The organism is Mucilaginibacter gotjawali, assembly GCF_002355435.1.
Classification (GTDB): Bacteria; Bacteroidota; Bacteroidia; order Sphingobacteriales; family Sphingobacteriaceae; genus Mucilaginibacter; species Mucilaginibacter gotjawali.
The window spans coordinates 1431633-1452229 of sequence record NZ_AP017313.1; the positions used below are offsets into that span (position 1 = coordinate 1431633).

General features: G+C 44.1%; 22 protein-coding genes. 15 read left to right on the forward strand and 7 right to left on the reverse strand.

Annotated features, from left to right (window positions below; translation table 11 throughout):
- Window positions 1-87 precede the first annotated feature (87 nt).
- Together MgSA37_RS06570 and MgSA37_RS06575 are read right to left on the reverse strand one after the other, a co-directional pair.
- A complete protein-coding gene (locus tag MgSA37_RS06570; RefSeq protein WP_096350590.1) occupies window positions 88-987 on the reverse strand; it encodes a 1-aminocyclopropane-1-carboxylate deaminase/D-cysteine desulfhydrase in 900 nt (299 codons plus the stop codon).
- Window positions 988-995: 8 nt separating this feature from the next.
- Window positions 996-2063, reverse strand: a complete 1068-nt coding sequence (locus tag MgSA37_RS06575) for a DUF6588 family protein (protein ID WP_096350592.1) — start codon at window positions 2061-2063, stop codon at window positions 996-998.
- A gap of 79 nt (window positions 2064-2142) precedes the next feature.
- On the opposite strand from MgSA37_RS06575, the gene MgSA37_RS06580 reads away from it, so the two are divergent.
- Both MgSA37_RS06580 and MgSA37_RS06585 read left to right on the forward strand, forming a co-directional pair.
- Complete coding sequence (locus tag MgSA37_RS06580; RefSeq protein ID WP_096350594.1) at window positions 2143-3180, forward strand: RluA family pseudouridine synthase; 1038 nt, start codon at window positions 2143-2145, stop codon at window positions 3178-3180.
- A gap of 74 nt (window positions 3181-3254) precedes the next feature.
- On the forward strand, window positions 3255-4085 hold the full coding sequence (locus MgSA37_RS06585; protein WP_096350596.1) for an aminotransferase class IV: 831 nt from the start codon (window positions 3255-3257) through the stop codon (window positions 4083-4085).
- 10 nt (window positions 4086-4095) lie between these two features.
- Here the strand turns inward: MgSA37_RS06585 and MgSA37_RS06590 are convergent, their stop codons facing one another.
- Entirely contained in the window at window positions 4096-4365 is a 270-nt protein-coding gene (locus MgSA37_RS06590) for a helix-turn-helix domain-containing protein (protein WP_096350598.1), read from the reverse strand.
- Between the two features lie 458 nt (window positions 4366-4823).
- Here MgSA37_RS06590 and MgSA37_RS06595 point away from each other — a divergent pair, with 458 nt between their 5' ends.
- The 10 genes from MgSA37_RS06595 to MgSA37_RS06640 all read left to right on the forward strand — a co-directional run bounded on the left by MgSA37_RS06595 (window position 4824) and on the right by MgSA37_RS06640 (window position 14319).
- Window positions 4824-5987: an NHL repeat-containing protein gene (locus MgSA37_RS06595; RefSeq protein WP_157750472.1), complete on the forward strand. Its 1164-nt coding sequence runs from the start codon at window positions 4824-4826 to the stop codon at window positions 5985-5987.
- A 59-nt stretch (window positions 5988-6046) separates the two neighbouring features.
- Window positions 6047-6241 (forward strand): hypothetical protein, encoded by a 195-nt coding sequence (locus tag MgSA37_RS06600; protein WP_096350601.1) that lies wholly within the window; start codon window positions 6047-6049, stop codon window positions 6239-6241.
- Window positions 6242-6257: 16 nt separating this feature from the next.
- Window positions 6258-6929, forward strand: a complete 672-nt coding sequence (locus MgSA37_RS06605) for a hypothetical protein (RefSeq protein WP_157750473.1) — start codon at window positions 6258-6260, stop codon at window positions 6927-6929.
- A 131-nt stretch (window positions 6930-7060) separates the two neighbouring features.
- Entirely contained in the window at window positions 7061-7513 is a 453-nt protein-coding gene (locus tag MgSA37_RS06610; RefSeq protein WP_096350604.1) for a hypothetical protein, read from the forward strand.
- A 625-nt stretch (window positions 7514-8138) separates the two neighbouring features.
- Window positions 8139-9908: an FAD-dependent oxidoreductase gene (locus MgSA37_RS06615; protein WP_096350606.1), complete on the forward strand. Its 1770-nt coding sequence runs from the start codon at window positions 8139-8141 to the stop codon at window positions 9906-9908.
- 3 nt (window positions 9909-9911) lie between these two features.
- Window positions 9912-11738, forward strand: a complete 1827-nt coding sequence (locus MgSA37_RS06620) for a 2-oxoacid:acceptor oxidoreductase subunit alpha (RefSeq protein WP_096350607.1) — start codon at window positions 9912-9914, stop codon at window positions 11736-11738.
- 9 nt (window positions 11739-11747) lie between these two features.
- Window positions 11748-12800: a 2-oxoacid:ferredoxin oxidoreductase subunit beta gene (locus MgSA37_RS06625; protein WP_096350609.1), complete on the forward strand. Its 1053-nt coding sequence runs from the start codon at window positions 11748-11750 to the stop codon at window positions 12798-12800.
- Between the two features lie 413 nt (window positions 12801-13213).
- Window positions 13214-13687 (forward strand): hypothetical protein, encoded by a 474-nt coding sequence (locus tag MgSA37_RS06630; RefSeq protein ID WP_096350610.1) that lies wholly within the window; start codon window positions 13214-13216, stop codon window positions 13685-13687.
- 138 nt (window positions 13688-13825) lie between these two features.
- Complete coding sequence (locus tag MgSA37_RS06635) at window positions 13826-14029, forward strand: hypothetical protein (RefSeq protein ID WP_096350612.1); 204 nt, start codon at window positions 13826-13828, stop codon at window positions 14027-14029.
- Window positions 14029-14319, forward strand: coding sequence for a type II toxin-antitoxin system RelE/ParE family toxin (locus MgSA37_RS06640; protein ID WP_096350613.1), 291 nt, complete (start codon window positions 14029-14031; stop codon window positions 14317-14319). The genes MgSA37_RS06635 and MgSA37_RS06640 overlap by 1 nt, the downstream gene beginning before the upstream one ends.
- A gap of 375 nt (window positions 14320-14694) precedes the next feature.
- On the opposite strand, the gene MgSA37_RS06645 is transcribed toward MgSA37_RS06640, so the two are convergent.
- Both MgSA37_RS06645 and MgSA37_RS06650 read right to left on the reverse strand, forming a co-directional pair.
- Window positions 14695-14925 (reverse strand): hypothetical protein, encoded by a 231-nt coding sequence (locus MgSA37_RS06645; protein ID WP_096350615.1) that lies wholly within the window; start codon window positions 14923-14925, stop codon window positions 14695-14697.
- Complete coding sequence (locus MgSA37_RS06650; RefSeq protein WP_096350617.1) at window positions 14906-15268, reverse strand: transposase; 363 nt, start codon at window positions 15266-15268, stop codon at window positions 14906-14908. The genes MgSA37_RS06645 and MgSA37_RS06650 overlap by 20 nt, the downstream gene beginning before the upstream one ends.
- A 322-nt stretch (window positions 15269-15590) precedes the next feature.
- Between MgSA37_RS06650 and MgSA37_RS28555 the strand changes: the two genes are divergently transcribed.
- From MgSA37_RS28555 to MgSA37_RS06665, 3 genes are all read left to right on the forward strand, one after another.
- Entirely contained in the window at window positions 15591-16154 is a 564-nt protein-coding gene (locus MgSA37_RS28555; RefSeq protein WP_096350620.1) for a hypothetical protein, read from the forward strand.
- Window positions 16155-16198: 44 nt separating this feature from the next.
- A complete protein-coding gene (locus tag MgSA37_RS28155; RefSeq protein WP_157750475.1) occupies window positions 16199-16342 on the forward strand; it encodes a hypothetical protein in 144 nt (47 codons plus the stop codon).
- Between the two features lie 249 nt (window positions 16343-16591).
- Window positions 16592-16969, forward strand: coding sequence for a response regulator (locus MgSA37_RS06665; protein WP_096350622.1), 378 nt, complete (start codon window positions 16592-16594; stop codon window positions 16967-16969).
- A gap of 316 nt (window positions 16970-17285) precedes the next feature.
- Here MgSA37_RS06665 and MgSA37_RS06670 read toward each other — a convergent pair whose 3' ends face one another.
- Both MgSA37_RS06670 and MgSA37_RS06675 read right to left on the reverse strand, forming a co-directional pair.
- Window positions 17286-19685 (reverse strand): TonB-dependent receptor, encoded by a 2400-nt coding sequence (locus tag MgSA37_RS06670; RefSeq protein ID WP_197706097.1) that lies wholly within the window; start codon window positions 19683-19685, stop codon window positions 17286-17288.
- A 226-nt stretch (window positions 19686-19911) separates the two neighbouring features.
- The gene (locus MgSA37_RS06675; protein WP_197706098.1) at window positions 19912-20574 is read right to left on the reverse strand and encodes an LbetaH domain-containing protein; all 663 of its coding nucleotides are present in this window, start codon (window positions 20572-20574) and stop codon (window positions 19912-19914) included.
- Window positions 20575-20597 lie beyond the last annotated feature (23 nt).

The window sequence follows — 20597 nt, forward strand, 5'->3', positions numbered from 1 at the left end:
GATTTGTAAAGAATTTTGTCTATTATTCTGCTGGTCGGGACGGAAAATTGCATGCCGGTGTTTTAAACGTGTTTTTTTCGGGGTAACTTATAAAATTTTACCAAACTTCTCTTTCATCCCTAATAAACCCCAAATGCCCCCGCTATGTATCGCCAGTATGTTTTCTCCCGGCTTAAAATAGCCCTTTGCTGCAAGGTCATAAACGGCATAAAGCATTTTTCCGGTGTAAACAGGCTCAATCAATATCCCGGTTTCGGCTACAAATTGTTTGATAAAATCGATAAGCTCATCATTGGTTTTGCCGTATCCGCCGAAATGATATTCGGTATGCAATTCAAAATTTACCGGCGGCGCCAGCAGTTTGTTGATCTCAACCTTCATAAAATCCCCATTTTTTAATACAGGTACCGCATGAAATTGCGTAGGTAAGTTATGCTGATGAATACCATTGATAATGCCTGCCGCAGTGGTTCCTGTTCCGCAGGCGCAAAAAATATGATGATAAGTTTGCGGCAGTTCATTTACAAGCTCGCTGCAGCCTTTGGCTCCCTCGGGCGAGGCGCCGCCTTCATCAATAAATATAGCTTCCGGGTCGCCCGCAAAATATTTGTCAAAAAGCGCGGGTTTATCGCGATAGCTTTCCCTGTCGGTAAATAGCAGTTGCATGCCATGAAGGCGGCAAAGAAAAAGAGTATCATTATTAACGGCTTCACCCCGGACTATCCCGGTTGATTTAAAACCAAATTGTGCTGCGGCCGCAGCTGTAGCCAGCAAGTGGTTTGAATAAGCGCCCCCGAAAGTTACCAGGTGGCTTTTATTTTCGGCCCGTGCCTTTTTTAAAAGGTATTTGAGTTTGCGCCATTTATTGCCTGAGATGATAGGGTGGATCAGGTCATCGCGTTTGATGAAAACGTTAATGCCCTGTTCATCAAACAATTTGTTTTTAATTTGATGAACAGGGCTGTAAAATTCAAGATCAATTTCCATTAAGCAATTTAAAAGCCGAAGCCTATACCTGCGTTAACAGATTTATATTGTGCCAGGCTGCCGGATACATAGATACGGAAAAATCCCGGAGTTAGCTGGAAACCAAGATCGGCACGGAAACCATCAATGCTGGTTTCGTTGATATTGATCGGGTTGTTGTACGTGGTGTAAGTGGATGTACCTGCAAGTGTTTGCCCGGTAGTTACCGGAAAGTTGCCAATAGTGCCAAATTGGGTATGGGTATTGTTGTAGCCCACCGCCAAAAATGGGGTAAAAAACAATAGTTTTTTAGAGATAATGGCCTGGATCATGAAGTTGTTAAATGTGGCCCCCACATGCTGGTTGCTGAAATCGGTGCTCTGTTGCCCGTCTTTTGGTATTGCACCGTTATCCGGGTTTACAGTTAAGGGGATATTCATGCTTAAATGGCTGTACGCTAAAGCAATGGCAAGATCGAAGGGGATTAGTTTATCTGCCGTTTTGCCAACAAAATCCTGCATAATATCATGCCTGATGCCAAAACCAATGGATGATATGTTGCCGCTGCTCCCCAAATTGATGTTGGGTATGGCGCGTATGGTCAGGTCGGTGTTGCCTACAAGACCAACTGTCAATTGGAGCTGCGGGGCCGGGATAACAGATGACTTTCCGGAGGGCATAGTGTACGAACCCACTTTGCGGCCGTTATCATCATAAATATCCAGCAGCGGGCCGTTAGCGCTTTTGCTGCCGCCAAAGGTTGGCGCCATGGTTTGGCTTGCATTATCGGGCCTTACATTATTCGACAAACCAATTTTGGTAACGTCAAACGTTTGATCGCTGGTAGGAACAAATGCTGCCGAAGCGGTAATGCGAAGATCGAAATGGAGTAGTTTTTTCGCCCTGGCGCTGCTGTACCAACCACTGTTTAAGCCTAAGCCGATCCCCTTAAATAAGGGTTCGCCATAAGCATTTACCAGTTTGGTGGCATCCGCCGGTCCTGATTTTATCAGTGCAGAAAAGCCGTCCTGGGCTTTTGCTGCCGATGTAATAAAAATAAGTATTGCAGCTGTTAATAGGGGGTAAAGCTTTTTCATATGAGTAATATATATTAATACTTAAAGGTAGAGATATTTTAAAAGTATCCAAATCTATAAAAACCATTACTTTTGCCCGATGATTGAAGACTTAGCCAATATTGACCAGGATGAACAGGACCTTTTTGAGCACCTGCGCATAGTAGTTGATAAGGGCCAGTCGCTGTTGCGGATTGATAAATTTTTGATGCACCGCATTGAAAACGCCTCGCGCAGCCGCATACAGAATGCCATTGACCTGGGGAATGTGCTGGTTAATGATAAGCCCTGCAAGCCCAGTTACAAAGTTAAACCCCAGGATGTGATTTCGGTGGTATTGCCGCATCCGCCGCGGGATACCGAAGTGTATCCTGAAAACATTCCGCTTGATATTGTTTATGAGGATGATGATGTGCTGGTGGTAAACAAACCCGCAGGGCTGGTGGTGCATCCCGGTTATAATAATTATACGGGCACGCTGGTGAATGGCCTGGTATACCACTTTCAGCAATTGCCTACCTTGCCGGGCAACGATGGCCGGCCCGGCCTGGTACACCGCATTGATAAAGACACCTCGGGTTTGTTATTGATCAGTAAAAACGAGCGGTCCATGACCTGGCTCGCCAAACAGTTTTTTGATCATACCATCGCCCGTAAATATATCGCTTTGGTTTGGGGCGACCTGGAAACCGATGGCACGGTTACCGGCTATATAGGCCGGAGCATCGGCGACAGACGGGTGATGTCAATTTATGACGACCCGGAGAAAGGTAAATGGTCGGTAACGCATTACCGGGTTTTGGAGCGGATGAATTATGTTACGCTGATTGAATGCCAGCTGGAAACCGGCCGTACGCACCAGATCAGGGCGCATATGAAACATATTGGCCATCCGTTGTTTAGTGATATGATGTATGGCGGCGATAAAATATTAAAGGGGACAGTTTTTAGCAAATACAAACAATTTGTGGAGAATTGCTTTGAAATATTGCCCCGGCAGGCCCTGCATGCACAATCGCTCGGGTTTTTGCACCCGACATTAAAAAAGCAATTGTATTTTGAAGCACCCTTGCCGCAGGATTTTAAAATGGCTTTGGACAAGTGGCGGGGATATTCAGATGTGAGATATGAGACTTGAGATGTGAGACGTGAAATAAAGTAGTATTAAAGATAAAATCTCATGTCTCATATCTCACATCTAAAATCTAAACAATGGTTTTTATAAACTTCAACGGCGAAATTCTTCCATCAGATACCAAACTGCTTTCGGTGCATAACCGTGGCTTCAGGTACGGGGATGGCTTATTCGAAAGTATGCGCCTGATGAAAGGCCAGCTTAAATTTGCCGACCTGCATGCCGACAGGCTGCAAAGGGGAATGAAAGCACTTAAAATTGATGGCTATTCGCAAATGGACCCCTGGTTTTTGAAGGAAAAATGTGAAGATATTGCGCGGCGCAACAGGGCTAAACATGGTCGTTTGCGTTTAACCGTTTATCGTGATGCGGAGGGATTATACCTGCCCACGCAAAATAAGATGGGCTGGTGCCTGGAGGTAACACCAACAGAGGAACCGCGGTATTTTTTAAATACCAAAGGGTTGATTATGGATATGTTTACGGAGCTGCAAAAGCCAACCAATTACCTGTCTAATATTAAGACCTGTAATTCGCTTGTTTATGTAATGGCCGGTATTTACAAAAGCCAAAACAAGCTGGATGATGTTTTTTTGCTGAACCAGAATGGCTTTTTATGTGAAGCAGGCAGTTCAAACGTGTTTGTCTGGTATCAAAACCATTTATATACGCCCGCCTTAAGCGAGGGCTGTGTTGAAGGGGTAATGCGGCAGGTTATTATTAAACTTGCCAGGCAACTAAATATTCCTATCACAGAAGCGCAGATAAACCCCGAGATTTTATACGAGGCCGATGAGGTGTTTTTAACTAACGCCGCCCGCGGCATCCAAAGCGTAATGGGATTTGGTGTAAGGCGTTATTTTAACGAAGTAAGCAAAGTATTAATAGAAGAATTGAATAAGCTTTAATATAAAATAATTACTCGGCCTGCTTCAATTGCAGTTTAAGCCGGATGATTTCTTCGATGTCGGTACTTATAATGTCCGCAAGTTCAATTTCCAGTAATTCGGCTATTTTTACCAGGCGGTTTAAGGTAATGCTGCTGTATCCAAGTTCAATTTTACTGTATGCATTTTGTGATATCTGCAATTTAGCCGCGAGGTAATCCTGTGTATAGTTTCTGAATTCCCTGATCTTACGGATGTTTGACACTATTGTTTTGGTTTTAAAATCGCCTATTGTCCCCATATCAATTGTTTAATTTAAATAAACGAAAAAATATTCTGTCCGGTTTTGGCTTTCTTCGATTTATTGGTTTTTTATAGTGTTGAATTACCCGCAGCTGGCAAAATGAGCTGCAGCGGCAGCAGGGAAATCGCGTTTAAAACTTGTCGCTCAAAATTTGGCTAAAGGCTTTATCTTTTTGTTTACTTTTTCCGTTCCTTAAAAGGAACGGCAATGAATTTTGGAAGCATGGCTTTTCATTCATTGCCGTTGGCTTTAGCCAACGGGTAAATTGAAGCAATAAAAATGGCTTTAGCCTCAATTAAATATACCTGTTTTTATAAACGCGATTTTCCTGGCAACGGAAGAAATAGTTAAACAGATTATTTTATGATGATTAAATTTGATACTATTGTGTTAGATTATTTTATATACCCCCATTGAAGCCGGAAACCATAAAATTATTACTGTACCCAGCCTTAATGCTGCTCCTGATAGCCTGCTTCACAACAGCGTGTAAAAAAGATTTTTTGCGGCAAAATCACTTCAATACCAACCCTGACACGACGAAAACGGATAGCCTGGCAGCCTTAGATTCATTACCATCTTTTAATAACCCCTCAGGGGTTGCTATTGATGCTTCCGGAAATATTTATGTAGCCGATTATGGCAATAACCTGATCCGTAAAATAGCGCCGGGAGGTATTGTTACCACCCTTGCCGGCAGCGGAAATGCGGGTTATATTGACGGAGCAGGTACCCTTGCCTCCTTTACACAGCCAACAGGCTTAACCGTTGATGCATCGGGAAATTTATTTGTGGCTGATGCTGGTGATAATCTTATCCGCGAAATAAGCCCGGCCGGAGTTGTTACCACTATCGCCGGCAGTGATACAACAGGCTCAGGTAACGGGATTGGTACTGCCTCCTCATTTTTTGGTCCGCTGGGTGTAGCGGTTGATGCTCATGACAATATTTATGTGGCCGATGCCGGCAATAATTTAATCCGTTTGATAGGGCAGGGCGGGCAGGTAAGCACCTTTGCGGGAACGTTGAATACGGGAACATCAACTAACTTATCTCCTTTTAATAATCCTTCGGGTGTTGCTTTAGACGGATCCGGAAATGTTTTTGTAGCCAATTATCTGAATAGTACTATTATGAAAATAACCCCATCGGGGGTGGTAAGTACCTACGCCGGCGTTGATACACTTAAAGGGGCAAACAACGGGCCCGCAGCTTTAGCTACCTTTTATTACCCTAATAGTGTAGCTGCTGATGCAGCCGGCAATATTTATGTTTCCGACGGCGTAAATAACCTCATCCGTAAAATTACTCCTGATGGAACAGTAAGTACATTAGCCGGCAGCGGGCTTGCAGGTTCGGCCGATAGTACCGGAACCAAAGCCTCCTTTAATTACCCTGCCGGCCTTGCGGTTGATGCCGCCGGCAATGTATATGTAGCTGACTCAAATAATAACCTCATCCGTAAAATTACGCCTGCGGGTGTGGTAAGTACAGTTGCAGGCAGTGGGTTACAGGGTGCTACCAATGGGACAGCTGTTGCGCGTAAAAATCGTAAGCTTTTGGTAAAGAAACCTATGCAACCACGATTAAATGTGTTTTACAGGGGTGGGACGAAGTGAAACGAAGCGTTTATTATAAACTTTATCATTATTCCTGAGCATTTTCACCTAAAAAAATCATGAAAATTACTTTTTTACTCGCCCTCATGGGTATTACGTTTAGCCTTAAAGCCCAAAACATATTTCCTTATAAACTTGATAATTGTATTACCAATGTGTTTTGCCTTGATTGCGGGGATGAAAAGGCTGATGTAAAGCCTGAAGCGTTTAAAGTCCTGATCGATAACCTCAATAAAAACGAACGACTATCATAAGATAACAGGAAGAGTTTTGTTCCAGGTGCTGGTTGACTCAGCCGGGAATGGATGTGTTTTGAGCCATACTGATGTGTCTAATAATCCTATCACACAAAACATCGTAGCCAATTTAAATAGCTTTAAGGGCTGGATTCCAGCTAAAACAAATGAAAAACCGGAAAGCAGGACCTCTTTTAATTTATCTATCCAAATAAAAAGTGGTATTTTAACAGGTAAGATTGAAAGGGTTGATCAAAAAGCGTTTATGAAGTCTTTCGACAGACCAACAAGCCCGGAAATCTATAATAAAGACTACGTTTATAAGAATGAAAGTTTAAAAAACTATGATATCCAGGTTTGGAATTCAGGTAATTCAAATTTGCCCAATAATTTTGATGATGATATTATGGTGGACAGAGATAATATTATTTGGCTAACTGTAGATGAAGGCTTAGTGAAATTTGATGGAAAAAAGTTTACCCGGGCAGAACAAAATATTACTGATAAGGGAAAGCATTTTGGGTACTATGCAATAGCATGCGATAATGAGAACCGTAAATGGGTATGTGGGGGAGCAATATCTACAGTAATAATGATCATAAATGGACCATTTACGATTCAACTAAAATCGGAATTAATAGCGCCTATAAAATTGTTAACAACGTTAAGTCGGGTGAAGTTTTCTTTTGTTCAGATGAGGGATTAACGATCTATAAGGCAGGCCAGTGGAGCAACCTTAATAAAAATAAAATTAAGGAACTGCCATCAAATAGAGTTGCATTTGCCAAAAGAGATTCAAAAAACAGGCTTTGGATAGGGACCTTTAGCGGCTCTGTCATGATTGATGAAAATGGAATAGCTACAAGTTTTAATGAAACACCTACTGTACTGAAAGGCAAATGTATTATGTCAATGGACGAGGACGAAAATGGGAATGTCTATTTTGCCCTTTATGAATTTGACAGAAAGGACAAATCATTAGTAAATAATGACGAAGGTATAGCGATTTGTTATGCCAATGGTGATATTAAACAATTTACTACTTCAAATTCGGGTATGCCATTTAACCATGTAACCAAGGTGCTGTATGATAAAAGTGAAAAAATTCTTTGGATCGCAACAGATCGCGCAGGGCTGGTTAGATTTGACTTGAAAAGTAGCTGGGAAAATTATCACAATGAAAATTCACAGATGCCAACTTCTTATATCAGCGATATGGCTTTTGATAATAATGGGATACTTTACCTTGCCACAAGACAAGGCCTGGTAAAAGTTGAGAGGAGAAAATAAAATCGCTTCCAATCCAAACACGTAAAAAAGATTTACTAACTCAATTTATTACTTCACAGCCCCGGTCAAGTGTTAATTGTCTTAAAATAACTTCAGATCAGGTATCTCAAGTCATCAAATTATATTTTTTAAAAATTCCTTCTAAATATTAATTCACAGTAAAAAATGCGCTGACGCGATTTTATCATCCCGAAAAAAAGTGATAAAGATCATTCTATTTATGTGCGCCCGGCACTTAATCTCCCTGCAGAGACGGTATCTTCCTGTCCTACAGTATTCTTTGGCTGAATATTCTTTAGTGAAAATATGTGATTTTCGTCATTTGTTCAATACTTTGTATAGGTTAACTTAAAGTTTGTAATAAATATTTAATTTATTGAAATAGAGGATAGTTAAAAAATTTAAAAGGATGATATTTTTTCCGGGAACCGACATAAAGCTTTTGAGGGAAATCCGGAGAAGTGCAGCCCTCAGGTTGATATTTTTGATCTGTATTAAAAAAGGAAATAAATTGTTAAATCCCTGTTAATATGTTAGCCATTTTAGCAGCCTAAATGATTAAATTATTTTAATTTTACAATTTAATGAGTCCTCTCATTACTATTTGCCAATTAATAAACTATAGTTGAAACCAACAGACGACAAAAACCCGGAATACTTCCACAAAGTAGTGGATTGTCAGTACGCTTGTCCCGCACACACTCCCGTACCCGAATACATCAGGTTAATAGCAGAAGGAAAATATACCGAAGCTTATATGATCAACTGGGAATCAAATGTATTCCCGGGCATACTTGGCCGCACCTGCGACCGTCCCTGCGAACCCGCATGCCGGCGCGGCAGGGTTGAAGAAGAGCCCGTTGCTATTTGCCGGCTAAAGCGTGTGGCGGCCGACCACAAAGATGATGTAAAGCAATTTATGCCGAAAGTGCCTTTTGAAAAAAACGGCAAACGGATAGCTTTGATAGGCGGTGGGCCGGCATCATTAACCGTTGCCCGGGACCTTGCCCCGCTTGGCTACGAGATTCATTTATACGATGAACAGGATGCGGGCGGCGGCATGATGCGCAGCCAGATCCCCTCGTTCAGGCTGCCAATTGACGTGCTGAATGAAGAGGTAGATTATATCCTGGAAATGGGCATCCATACCCAATTTAAAACCTATGTATCCAGCCTGCAGGAAATATTGGATATGGGCTACGATGCTGTTTTTGTTGGGACAGGTGCCCCAAGGGGCCGCGACCTGGTCATCCCCGGCCGTAAAGAAGCTGATAAGAATATCCATATAGGGGTTGACTGGCTGGCCAGTGTGGCCTTTGAACATACCCATCAAATAGGCAAAAAAGTAATTGTACTGGGTGGCGGCAACACGGCCATGGATTGCTGCCGCACCTCGCGCCGCCTGGGTGGCGAAGAGGTAAAAGTAGTGGTTCGCAGCCCCTATGCCGAAATGAAAGCTTCGCCATGGGAAAAAGAAGATGCCTTGCACGAAGATATCCAGATCCTGGATAACCATGTGCCCAAAATATTTGTAGTTGAAGATGGCAAACTAAAAGGCATGACTTTTGAGAAAGTACACGCTGTATTTAATGAAAAAGGCAAACGCACCTTAGTGCCCACCGGCGAGCCGGAAGTTTTTATTGAAGCGGATGACGTGCTGGTGGCTATCGGTCTTGAAAATACTTTCCCCTGGGTTGAAAAATCAACCGGTGTTGAATTTGGCGAATGGGGGATGCCGGTAGTTGACCCGGTTACTTTTCAGTCTACCAATAAAAGCGTATTCTTCGGCGGCGACTCGGCTTTCGGTCCTAAAAATGTGATCACTGCGGTGGCACACGGGCACCAGGCGGCTATCTCTATTAATCTTTATCTGAAAGAAAAGCCGCTTACCGAAAGACCCTCGCCATTTGTGAACCTGGTAAGCCAGAAAATGGGCATCCACGAGTGGAGTTATGAGAACGAAGTTGAAAACGACCTGAGGTATGCTGTACCGCATGCAGCCAAAACGGTAACGTTAAAAGACCGAAAGATGGAAGTGGAACTGGGTTTTGATCTCCAGACAGCCCTTAAAGAGGCCCGGCGCTGCCTCAATTGCGATGTGCAAACCGTGTTTGTAAAAGACAGATGTATAGAGTGCGATGCTTGTATGGATATATGCCCAACGTCATGCATCACCTTTACAGCAAATGGCGAGGAAGAAGAGTTGCGGACGCGATTGAAGGCGCCATCATTAAATTTAAGCCAGGATTTGTATGTATCAGATACCCTGCCTACCAGCCGGGTAATGGTAAAAGACGAAGATGTTTGCCTGCACTGCGGGTTATGTGCCGAGCGCTGCCCAACTTCGGCCTGGGATATGCAACAATTTTTATATAAGGTTACCAAAGCATGTTAAGTGATGCATCAAGATAAAGTGAACGATTTTGTGGTACGGTTTGCTAATGTGAACGGTACAGGATCAGCAAGCGCCAATTACCTGTTTGCAAAAGCGATTTTCAGGATGGGGATACCGGTTACCCCTAAAAATATTTTTCCCTCAAACATACAGGGATTACCAACCTGGTACGATGTACGGATCAGCGAAAAAGGTTATTTAGGCAGGCGCGAAGGCGTAGATTTTATGGTTTGCGTTAACCCGCAAAGCATGCCGGACGATGTGCGTTCTGTTAAAGCCGGAGGTTACTTTTTGTACGACAGTACCAGGAAGCTGCACCCGGAATTGATCCGCGAGGATGTAAATTACATCGGGATCCCATTAATGGAGATCTGTAACCGCGAATTTACCGATCCGCGGCAGCGCCAACTGTTTAAAAATATCGTTTATGTGGGCGCGCTGGCGCAAATGCTGGGCATAGAATTTAGTGTACTGGAGGTCTTACTGGCCGAACAGTTTAATGGCAAGGAAAAACTGATCGCCCCAAACATCAAAGCCTTAAAATTGGGCGCGCAGTATGTCCTCGACAATTACAATTACCCCATCGACTTAAAACTTGAACGCCGTGACCTGGTGGGCGATAAGATCATGATTGACGGCAATGCCGCCTGCGGGCTTGGCGCCGTTTATGGCGGGGCAACTGTTGTGGCCTGGTACCCGATAACGCCATCCACTTCAGTTGTGGAAGCATTTGAAGGGTACGCTAAAAAAATGCGGATTGACCCGGTTACCGGTAAACATAACTATGCCATAGTACAGGCCGAAGATGAACTGGCCGCCATTGGGATGGTGATCGGCGCCAACTGGAACGGTGCACGTTCGTTTACCGCTACCAGTGGCCCGGGTTTATCATTAATGAATGAGTTTTTAGGCCTGGCTTATTTTGCCGAAATTCCCACTGTTTTGATTGATGTGCAGCGCACGGGCCCGTCAACCGGGATGCCTACACGCACGCAGCAGTCGGATATTTTGTTAGCGGCTTATGCATCGCATGGGGATACCAAACAGGTATTGCTGTTCCCATCCGATCCGAAGGAATGTTTTGAGATGACCGCCGGCGCATTCGACCTGGCGGAACTTTTACAAACGCCCATCATTATGATGACGGACCTTGACCTGGGCATGAATGACCACATGTCGGACCCATTTGTTTGGGACGATCAACGTAAATACAACCGTGGCAAAGTGCTTAACGCGCAGCAACTGGAAGAACTGCCCCAGTTTGGCCGTTACCTTGATGTGGATGGCGATGGCATTACCTACCGCACCATCCCCGGCACACACCCTACCAAGGGCTCATTTTTTACCCGCGGAACATCGCGCGACGAATTTGCCGCCTATACCGAAGATGGCGACATATACGCCCGCAATATGGACAGGCTGCTGAAGAAATGGGATACCGCCAAGGACATTGTACCGGCGCCTTACCTCTATCAAAAAGAAAATAAAAGCCCTTACGGCGTGCTGTTTTTTGGCACATCCACCTACTCGGCTGAGGAAGCGATGGACCTGATGAGCCAGGGCAACGTATCTTTTGACGCGATGCGGGTAAAGGCTTTCCCTTTTAACAAAACCGTGGGGGATTTTATCAACTCGCACGAAAAGGTATTCGTGATCGAACAAAACAGGGATGCGCAGTTGCGCAGCCTGCTGATCAATGAACTGGACGCCAGCCCGCAGAAGCTAATTTCCGTGTTAAATTACAATGGCATGCCTATAACCGCGGATAACATCATCACGCAGATCAGTAAAAGTTTATTACCCGCCAAAAAATTGATTTACCACCAGTAAAATATTGTCATGACTTATATCCGTTCACAATTCCGCCACCCCGGCTTGCCAAAAAATGATTTGGGCTATACCACCAAAGAATATGAAGGCGCTATATCTACCCTGTGCGCAGGCTGCGGGCACGATTCTATCAGCGGAAGTATCATACAGGCATGTTTCGAAATGTCAATAGCGCCGCACCGTATTGCCAAGCTATCGGGTATCGGCTGCTCATCAAAAACGCCTACCTACTTTTTAGGGCACTCCCATGGCTTTAACTCCGTACACGGCAGGATGCCATCGGTAGCCACCGGCGCCAATATGGCCAATCGAGACCTGCTTTATATGGGCGTATCCGGCGATGGCGATAGTGCTTCTATTGGCATGGGACAGTTTGTGCATGTTATCCGCCGTAACCTCAATATGGTGTACATCGTGATGAACAACGGCTGCTACGGCCTCACCAAGGGGCAGGACTCTGCCACTGCGGATGCAGGTTCCAAAAGCAAAAAAGGCGTAGCTAACCCCTTCCAGCCGATTGATATGGCCGGCCTGGCGCTTGAGCTTGGTGCGAGCTTTGTGGCGCAAAGCTTTTCGGGCGATAAGGAACAACTGATCCCCCTGATCAAAGCGGCGATTGACCATCCGGGTTTTGCGTTTATCAATGTGATCTCGCCTTGCGTTACCTTTAACAATAACCCCGGCTCCACCAAATCATACGATTACGTGCGCGAACACATGGAAGCCACCGCTACCGTAGATTTTGTGCCCTTAAAAAAAGAAATTACCACCAGCTACCAGAAAGGTACCGGAACCGACATCAAAATGCACGACGGCTCCTACATCCACCTGGAAAAACTGGCCGACGATCTTGATCCTTACGACAGGCTCTCGGCCATGAATGCCCTGCAAAATGCCCGCAACAAGGATGAGATCCTCACCGGCTTACTCTACATCAACCCCGAATCAACCGACCTGCACCATACTATCCAAACCTCCGACAGGGCGCTGAATAGTTTGGGCCAGGAGGAATTGTGCCCGGGGAGTAGCGTTTTAGAAGGGATTAATGGGGAGTTGAGGTAAGTAATTAGAAAGTCTTTAGTCTAAAGTCTTGAGTCGATATTCAGCCCCGCGGAAAGTCTCCGGCAGGTTTAAATTTACCCACGAAATTTGATCAGGTGACTATCGGCGTCAATTTCACCAAACGTTCCTACGGAACGCGGCTATTGGTAATTATATTTTCTACCAACCAGACGTCCGCCAGGGGCGGACGAAAAAACAAAAAATGCGCCCGCCAATAGGCGGACGCCTGGTCGGTCGAAATCAATCAAAAAACGCATTTTCGTTCCGTAGGAACGTTTGGTGGTAGCCGAATTAATAGTGGAGTCGAAAGTCTCGAGTCGATTTATGCCGGCCCGCTAAAAACAATACTTTTGATCTGGATCCGGATTTTTAACAGTTGCCCCATGACCGTGTCCTGATTTTTTTAATATTAAATGAAAATTCGCCTTACATACCTGACCTTTCTTTCGGTTTTGCTGTTAAGCATGACCAATTTAAGACCACATCCATTTTTTAAACAATATCCCGCTTATTTGTTTAAAGGGCATAAAGCAAAACCAATTTTGAAAAGTAATCCCCTTGGCGGGATGTTCAGAACGATGATCACGGATACCTATTATTCTAAAGATAACATGAAGCATTGGCGGGAATCGACAGGTTTAAACTTTGGGGGGCACTATTGTTTTGCTTATTGGGGTTGCGGCTCTAACTGCCAGTCAGCAGCAGTTGTTGATGTGAAAACCGGACTGATTTACGATGGTCCGACGGCTGCGGGTGGGTATGAGTTCAGATCGACCAGCAGGCTGGTAATAGTTAATCCCGGCGAATCCGCTTCGGATTGCGCAATGTGCGCTACTGAATATTGGGTCTGGAACGAGTCAGGCAAAAAGTTTATACAGGTGCATTAGTATGCTTTCATTCCTTGTCAACAGCCTTTTACGGTGGACTGAGCCGCGCATCGTTTGATGAATATTGCCTCTATCATAACAGCCGCTTGTATATAAAGGCAATTTAAATTAACTTTGTTTTTAAGCAGACTAATAGTTATGACACAGGTGGTTTTAAATATCAACAGCAAAAAGGAATGGGATGCGCTAAAACCCATTTTGGAGGTGATGAATATTGAATATATAACCCAGGATGCCAAAATGAGTGAAAGAGAACTTGAGTTAATGCGACATGCCGAAGATGATAAAGAAAATGGCAGAGTGCATGCTTATACCAGCCATCGCGGCATTCTAGGCCGGTAATGATTGTGGACGTTGTCTATACCGAAACTTATAAAATTACGCTAAGCGCCATTGTAGAGAATGTTGAAAAGGCGTATGGTACACTGTCGGCAGAAAAACTATTGGACAGAATTGATCTGATTGTCGGGAAAATAATAGTTAACCCATATCTGTACCAAGCTATTCCTGTAGATACTCCATTTCGAAGAGCCGTCATTTCCCGTCAATCATCATTAGTTTATGAAGTAACGGATACAAAGATCATTCTTCTATATATTTTTGATAACCGCCAGGAGCCTTTTTGGATTTAAATTAATCATCCACCACTCAAATTCATTTCAATGCATATGCCGTTTCGTGCTTTCCCGTCCCCGCAGGGTCTCTCGCAGAGGACCCTGCGCTGAGTGTTTTGACGTTGAGGATATTGCCGGAGGTCTATCATTTGAATAGTGGTTATAGAGAACCGCCCTTCCGCCGCCGCAGGGTCTCTCGCAGAGGACCCTGCGCTGGAAGTTTTGAGGGTGGGTATTTCTGAAAGGCTATAATTTGGATGGAGGGTATAGGAAACTGCCTATGTCGGCACCCAATCCAACGCTGGGTCATTTTTAAGTGATCCTATTGAGACGAGACCGGTCTCTTAAGCTTGCCCTATTCCAGTCCACGCTGAGGGCCGGCGCTGAATATTTTCAGAACCAATAGTCCCGATAATCTGTAATAAGTGCAAACGGATGTGGCTGGTTCAACTCGTAAAAGGCAGCACTGCTATGCGGGTAGTCCGTAAACTCATTTGCTAATTTCCATTTTCCGCTAACCGGGTTGTGATGGATGTAATCCAATTTCTGGTATAAAAAATCGAGCGTATAAACCGGCTTTGCATCGAATGACGGTTCAAAAGCCTTATGCAATTGTCCTTTCATTCGCTCTTTCTCGGGTACAGTCGGACGACAACATATTTAGTAACTGGTAATTTTGCCGTTGGTTAAGCCGTTTTATCACTTCATAAGCCATAAATCGTTTGGCATTGCTCATGATGGTATTCAAATTAACATTCAGGTGGGTTAAGTGCAGCAGTAGATGAACGTGATTGGGCATGATGACAAAAGCCAATGTTTTGATCTGGTGTTTGTCGTCGATTAGTTTTAGCCATTTGTAAATCAGGTCGTGTGAGTTGGTCTCGTCAAAAAGGGGTAGCCAATTGTAACAGGTAAAGGTGATGAACCAGGTGTTTTCGGTTACTTCGTGCCGGGTACGTATTGCCATGGAGTAAATATAAATAATCCCTGTGAAAAGATGGGAAACCTGGCACGCGGCGCAGGGTCCTCTGCGAGAGACCCTGCGGGGACGGAATAATCCCTGTGAAAAGATGGGAACCCTGGCACGCGGCGCAGGGTCCTCTGCGAGAGACCCTGCGGGGACGGAAAATCCCTGTGAAAAGATGGGAAACCTGGCATGCGGCGCAGGGTCCTCTGCGAGAGACCCTGCGGGGACGGAAAAAAATGCGTTAACCGGGCCTGTTTTACTGGCTATCTATTGGCTATTTTACATAAATTTACTGTTCTAATATTTAAACTCCCCAGCAGCATTGTTATTTGTACGGATAAAAAATAAGATCAAGTTTTTACTAAAGCAAATCCTTGCTTTTTTTATAGTTTCTTTTTATAAGCCTGAGAAATGGTACCTTGTCGCCTATAAATCAACGCGGTTCATAGCGATGCTGGAAACACAATTTATTCCATCCAGGCGCCCGCTGTTTGGATTAAACCATGCAACTTTATTAAACACCATTTTAAGTTTAATGACCCGCAGGAAAATCCCTTTCCCGATACCGGTAAGGGCACACGGACTTGAGATTTTCGAAAGAGCCCGGCCTAACGGCGTTATTTTGTGTTCACTGCATATTCCATTGTGTAAGGTTGCCTTACGCCGGCTGATTGAAAACGGTTTTCATCCTGATTTGGCAATTACTCATCATCGCAATAAAAATACCTCGATAGCGGTATGGGGAATAACTGATGTTATACCGGCAATAAAAGCAGGTCCGGTGGTTTTTTTTAAAGCAAAAACTATTTTAAACCAGGGCAAATGTTTGTTGGCCCTGGCCGACCCGGTATTTGGCGCGGATATTTCACCCAACTTATTTTTTTAGCACATAGGCTAAAGTCGCAAATCATTTATTTTTTAGCCGAATTGATGCCTGAAGGTGATATTGAGGTGTCATTTTTTGAATCGACAATAAAAGATGCGAATGCGGAAAAAGCCGTTGGCGCCCAGGTGAGCGAATTGCGCGGATATTCAGATCGTATTATTAACAGGTATCAAAACCTTAAATTTTAGATTTTGTTGTCGGGCGCCATCCCCTGCTGCTTCATCTGCAGGTTGGTGAAGTTTTGAGCGTCGCGCAACAACTATTCCTCCCGGGGTACCGCTCGGGAACGGAAAATGTCTGCAATCTTTTGAGAAAGCAACGGTATTTATCTGGATAAATATGCCGGGAGTCATTTTTTAACTAATTAAACCTGAATATCTTTATAATCCCTATTGAGTAATCGCCTAATTATCAAGCGCTTTAACTTTTGATTATTTATGAAAAAGGTCCTTATAATAGAAGATGATGCTGATACCGCCCAATGCATTAATTATCTGATTAATGACTTAGGTTTTAAATATGAAAGGTCTGACTCTATACTATCAACGATAGATATCATCAAAAGTAATCCCGACATCATCATATTAGATTATTATTTACCGAATGGGCATGGCAGCCAGCTTTGTTTAGAATTAAAATCAAATTTACTCACAAAAGAAATTCCGGTAATTTTAATGTCGACCCACCCAAACCTTGGAGACATTTCAAAAGACTGTGGTGCGGATGCTTACCTGGAAAAACCTTTTGATTTGAATACCTTGATACAAATGGTTACTAAATTTACAATTCCTCCATTGTTAATTATCGCTCACTAAGCCAATTTGAATATCGCAGTGCATTACTGAAAAATTGCAGTAGTATCAACATTTAGGTTTTAAATTTTTGTTCAAATAATCAACGCTAAATTTAGCTGACGGAGCAGGTTAATAATGAATCAGAGAAGTGAAAGGCATACAAACAATAGATTCAACGCGATTTATTACAATTCAACATTCTCATATCAGCTTTTATTATCCGAAGCAGCTTAAAGCAGGTCGGTTGATGCCGGCCGGAATCAGTATTTTGGTTATAAAAAAGCGCAGCTATTTCTAAAAGAATAGCTGCGCTGAATGAATTCAAAAGTATTTATCGCTAAAACTTATAAGCCAAAGTAGTGACAAATTGCCTCGGTGCAATGGGCGTAATACTATAGTTATCATGAATTAAATAATTCATGGTATTGGTAATATTGGTTACACTGGCCAGCAATGAGATTTTTTTATAGGTATACCCGGCGGTGAGGTCGAGCGTAGTGAAACCGCCCACAGGCACTAATCTGCTGTAGGCCTGAGTTTGGCCTACTGTGTTGTTGTAACCTGCCATCCGGCTGCCGGTGTAAAATGCGGTTGCACCTACTTTAAATCCTTTAAGGGCAGGGGTGTCAAATGTATAAAACAGCGTAGCATTGGCGGTACTTACCGGGCTGATCACCAGCCGCTCGCCTGATACAGGCGATCCTTTTAAGCCCGAGGTTTTAGTATAACGCGCATTGTTGTACGAATAACCGGTAATAAAATAAAAATTCTTCGAGATATGGCCGGTTACGTCGATATCAAAACCATCGCTGGTGGTTTCACCGCTAAGTACTTTAACCGTGTTGTCGCTGTTAACGGTGCCATCTGCTTTATAAGGCGCAACTACTGCCAGGTTACTATTGATGATACGGTATATACTTACGTTTGCCACGATTTTGCCGTTGAAAAATTCGTTTTTAGAACCCAGCTCGTATTGGTTAACCAGCGATGGCTTCAGGCCCTGGCCTGTGTTTACATCTGTACCGGTATTTACAATAAAATTGTTGCTGTAACTGATGTATACCGAAGTGGTACTTACGGGTTGGTAAATGAAAGCGAATTTTGGTGAAAAGGCGCGGTCGTACCTTGTGATGGCAGTTCCGTTGCCGGTAGTGCCTTTCTGCAAGTAATTAATGCTGGTTTGATCTGTTTCCTGCCACGACCAGCGGATGCCTGCCAGTACTTTAAATTTATTGGTAAGGCTTACCAGGTCCTGTGCATATGTACCCACACGGTAAACCGGGGCAGTTGTACGCGAGGTGTCCGCAGCGGTGGGGATATCCGTGCGCTGGGAATATTTTGTAAGATCGATGGTGTTGATTTTATCATAAATATAAGTGCTGATGTTTTGGCCGTTAATACTGTAGCCATTGGTAACATTTACCACTTTCGTAAGGTCGGTACCGATCAGCACCTGGTGGGTGATTGGCCCGGTTTTAAACTTGCCGGTTAAATTTACCTGGCCGACGTAATCATTTTCAATGGTATTGGCACGTGCGAGGCCCCTGTTCCACTCTCCCGTGGCGCTTACCGTATTGGGCAGGCTGGCCTGGTATGAATCGATGTCGGTTCCCTGCCCTGAAATGATGGCATTTAAACGCCAGTTATCGTTGAATTGGTGGTTAAGGGTTGCCATGCCCGAAAACTGGTTCATATGGCTGTATGCCCAGGCGGTATTGATATACTGCGAACGCGGCACCATGGTAGGGATTGCCCTACCGTTATTGAGAGATCCAATGCCAAAATCGGGGGTTAAGCTTTCACGCAGGTAATCGCCCTCAACCAGCAGGGTTGTTTTTTTACCAAGATTAAACAGCACCGACGGGTTTACATATTTGCGGATAGTGTACACATGGTTGCGGTAGCTGCCATCGTTCTCGTAAACGCCAATCAGCCTGAAGGCTACGTTTTCGCTGACCGGCCCATAGATATCTACCGAAGGTTTAAACATATTATAGCTTCCATACCGCATGGAAACCTCGCCGCCACTTTCAAACCGCGGCTTTTTTGTAACCATATTGATAATTAAACCACTGGAAACATTGCCATAAAGCAGGGCGGCACTGCCTTTTAATACTTCTACAGATTCAAGTGTGCTTGCCTCCGGAAAGCCTGCTGTATTAGTTAGTATGCCATCCTTAAAAATACTGCTTGCGCCGCCCCCTATACCAATGCTATAGCCGCGGGCAGAAAACGTTTCGCCCACACCGCCGCGCGTTTGGGTTAGTGATACGCCGCTCACATTTTTAATGGCATCGCCAAGGTGGTTAATCTGCTGGTCCTCAATAACGCGGGCGCTAACTGTCCCGGTGCTTTGCGGAAGGTCAAGGGCACGCAGCCCGGCCTTATCCAGTGTTACGGCTTTGGGCGTTTTGTTTGCGTTGATGATTACCTCGTTCAACTGCGATGCATTTTCCGCAAGGATAAAATCTACCGTTATTGTTTTTAATGCCGAAACGGTAACGGCTTTTTCCTGGTTTTGCATCCCGATAAGGGAAACTGATAGTGTGTAATTGCCGGGATTGATATTTGTGATGAGGTACGAGCCGTCTTCTTTTGTGCTGGTTGCCCTGTTCAATTCTATAATTGTAACAGTAACATAAGCGGCGGGTTTACCGTCAGACGTTTTAACTGTTCCCGAGATTTTGCCGGTAGTGAGGTCATCGGCCCTAACGACATTGCAGATAGTAAACAGCAAAAAAAGAGTTTTGTAATTGTTTGGTATGTTATTTTCATGTCTTATTTAGATTAATTCTAATTAAGCGCAAAGATAGTAGCGCGAATTGAATTACCAAGCATTATTTATAATTAATCTAAATAAAAATAAATAACAAAGGCCACGCTGTTTGTTAGCATGGCCTTTATTCCTAAAGCGCATAAATGCGCCCGGAGTTTAAATTTAACGCGAATGGGGGAGGTATTTGTTAAAGTGCATCATATTTGGCAGTAAAAGCAGGTGCATCTAATTTCCTGAAATCGGGTAGAGCAGCTATCAGTTGCTCACGGTTCCAGTTCCACCAGGCAATGCGTTTAAAAGCGGCTTCAACTTCTTGTGTAACCCTTCGCCTGATTACCTTTGCCGGGTTACCGGCGACAATGGCATAATCTTCCACATTTTTTGTTACAATTGAGCCGGAGCCTATAATTGCACCCGTCCCTACAGAAACTCCGGGCATTAAAATGGCCCCATGGCCTATCCAAACATCAGGTCCTATCGTTACACGGTATTGTTTGCGCCATTCAAGCACTTCGTCGTCGTCATCATCAGCCATAAAATGTGATTTGGAGCGGTAGGTGAAATGATGAAGCGTGGCGCGCCACATAGGGTGGTTCGTCGGATTAATACGTACGCTTGATGCTATATTTGCAAATTTGCCAACCTCGGCGTTAAACACTTCAACATCTTTAACCAGGTATGCGTAATCCAGCAGGTCGCTCGAAAATACCTCGCAGCGCTCGCCAACCGCCGTCCACGCACCCATCCGGCTATCTTTTACAATAGCAGTTTCATGTATCCACGGAGCTTCGGTCATTGGTTTTGCCCCGCGCCATGGATCTGTAAATTCTCCGTGATTAATTTCTGTCATATGATTAAAAGATCTATATCAAA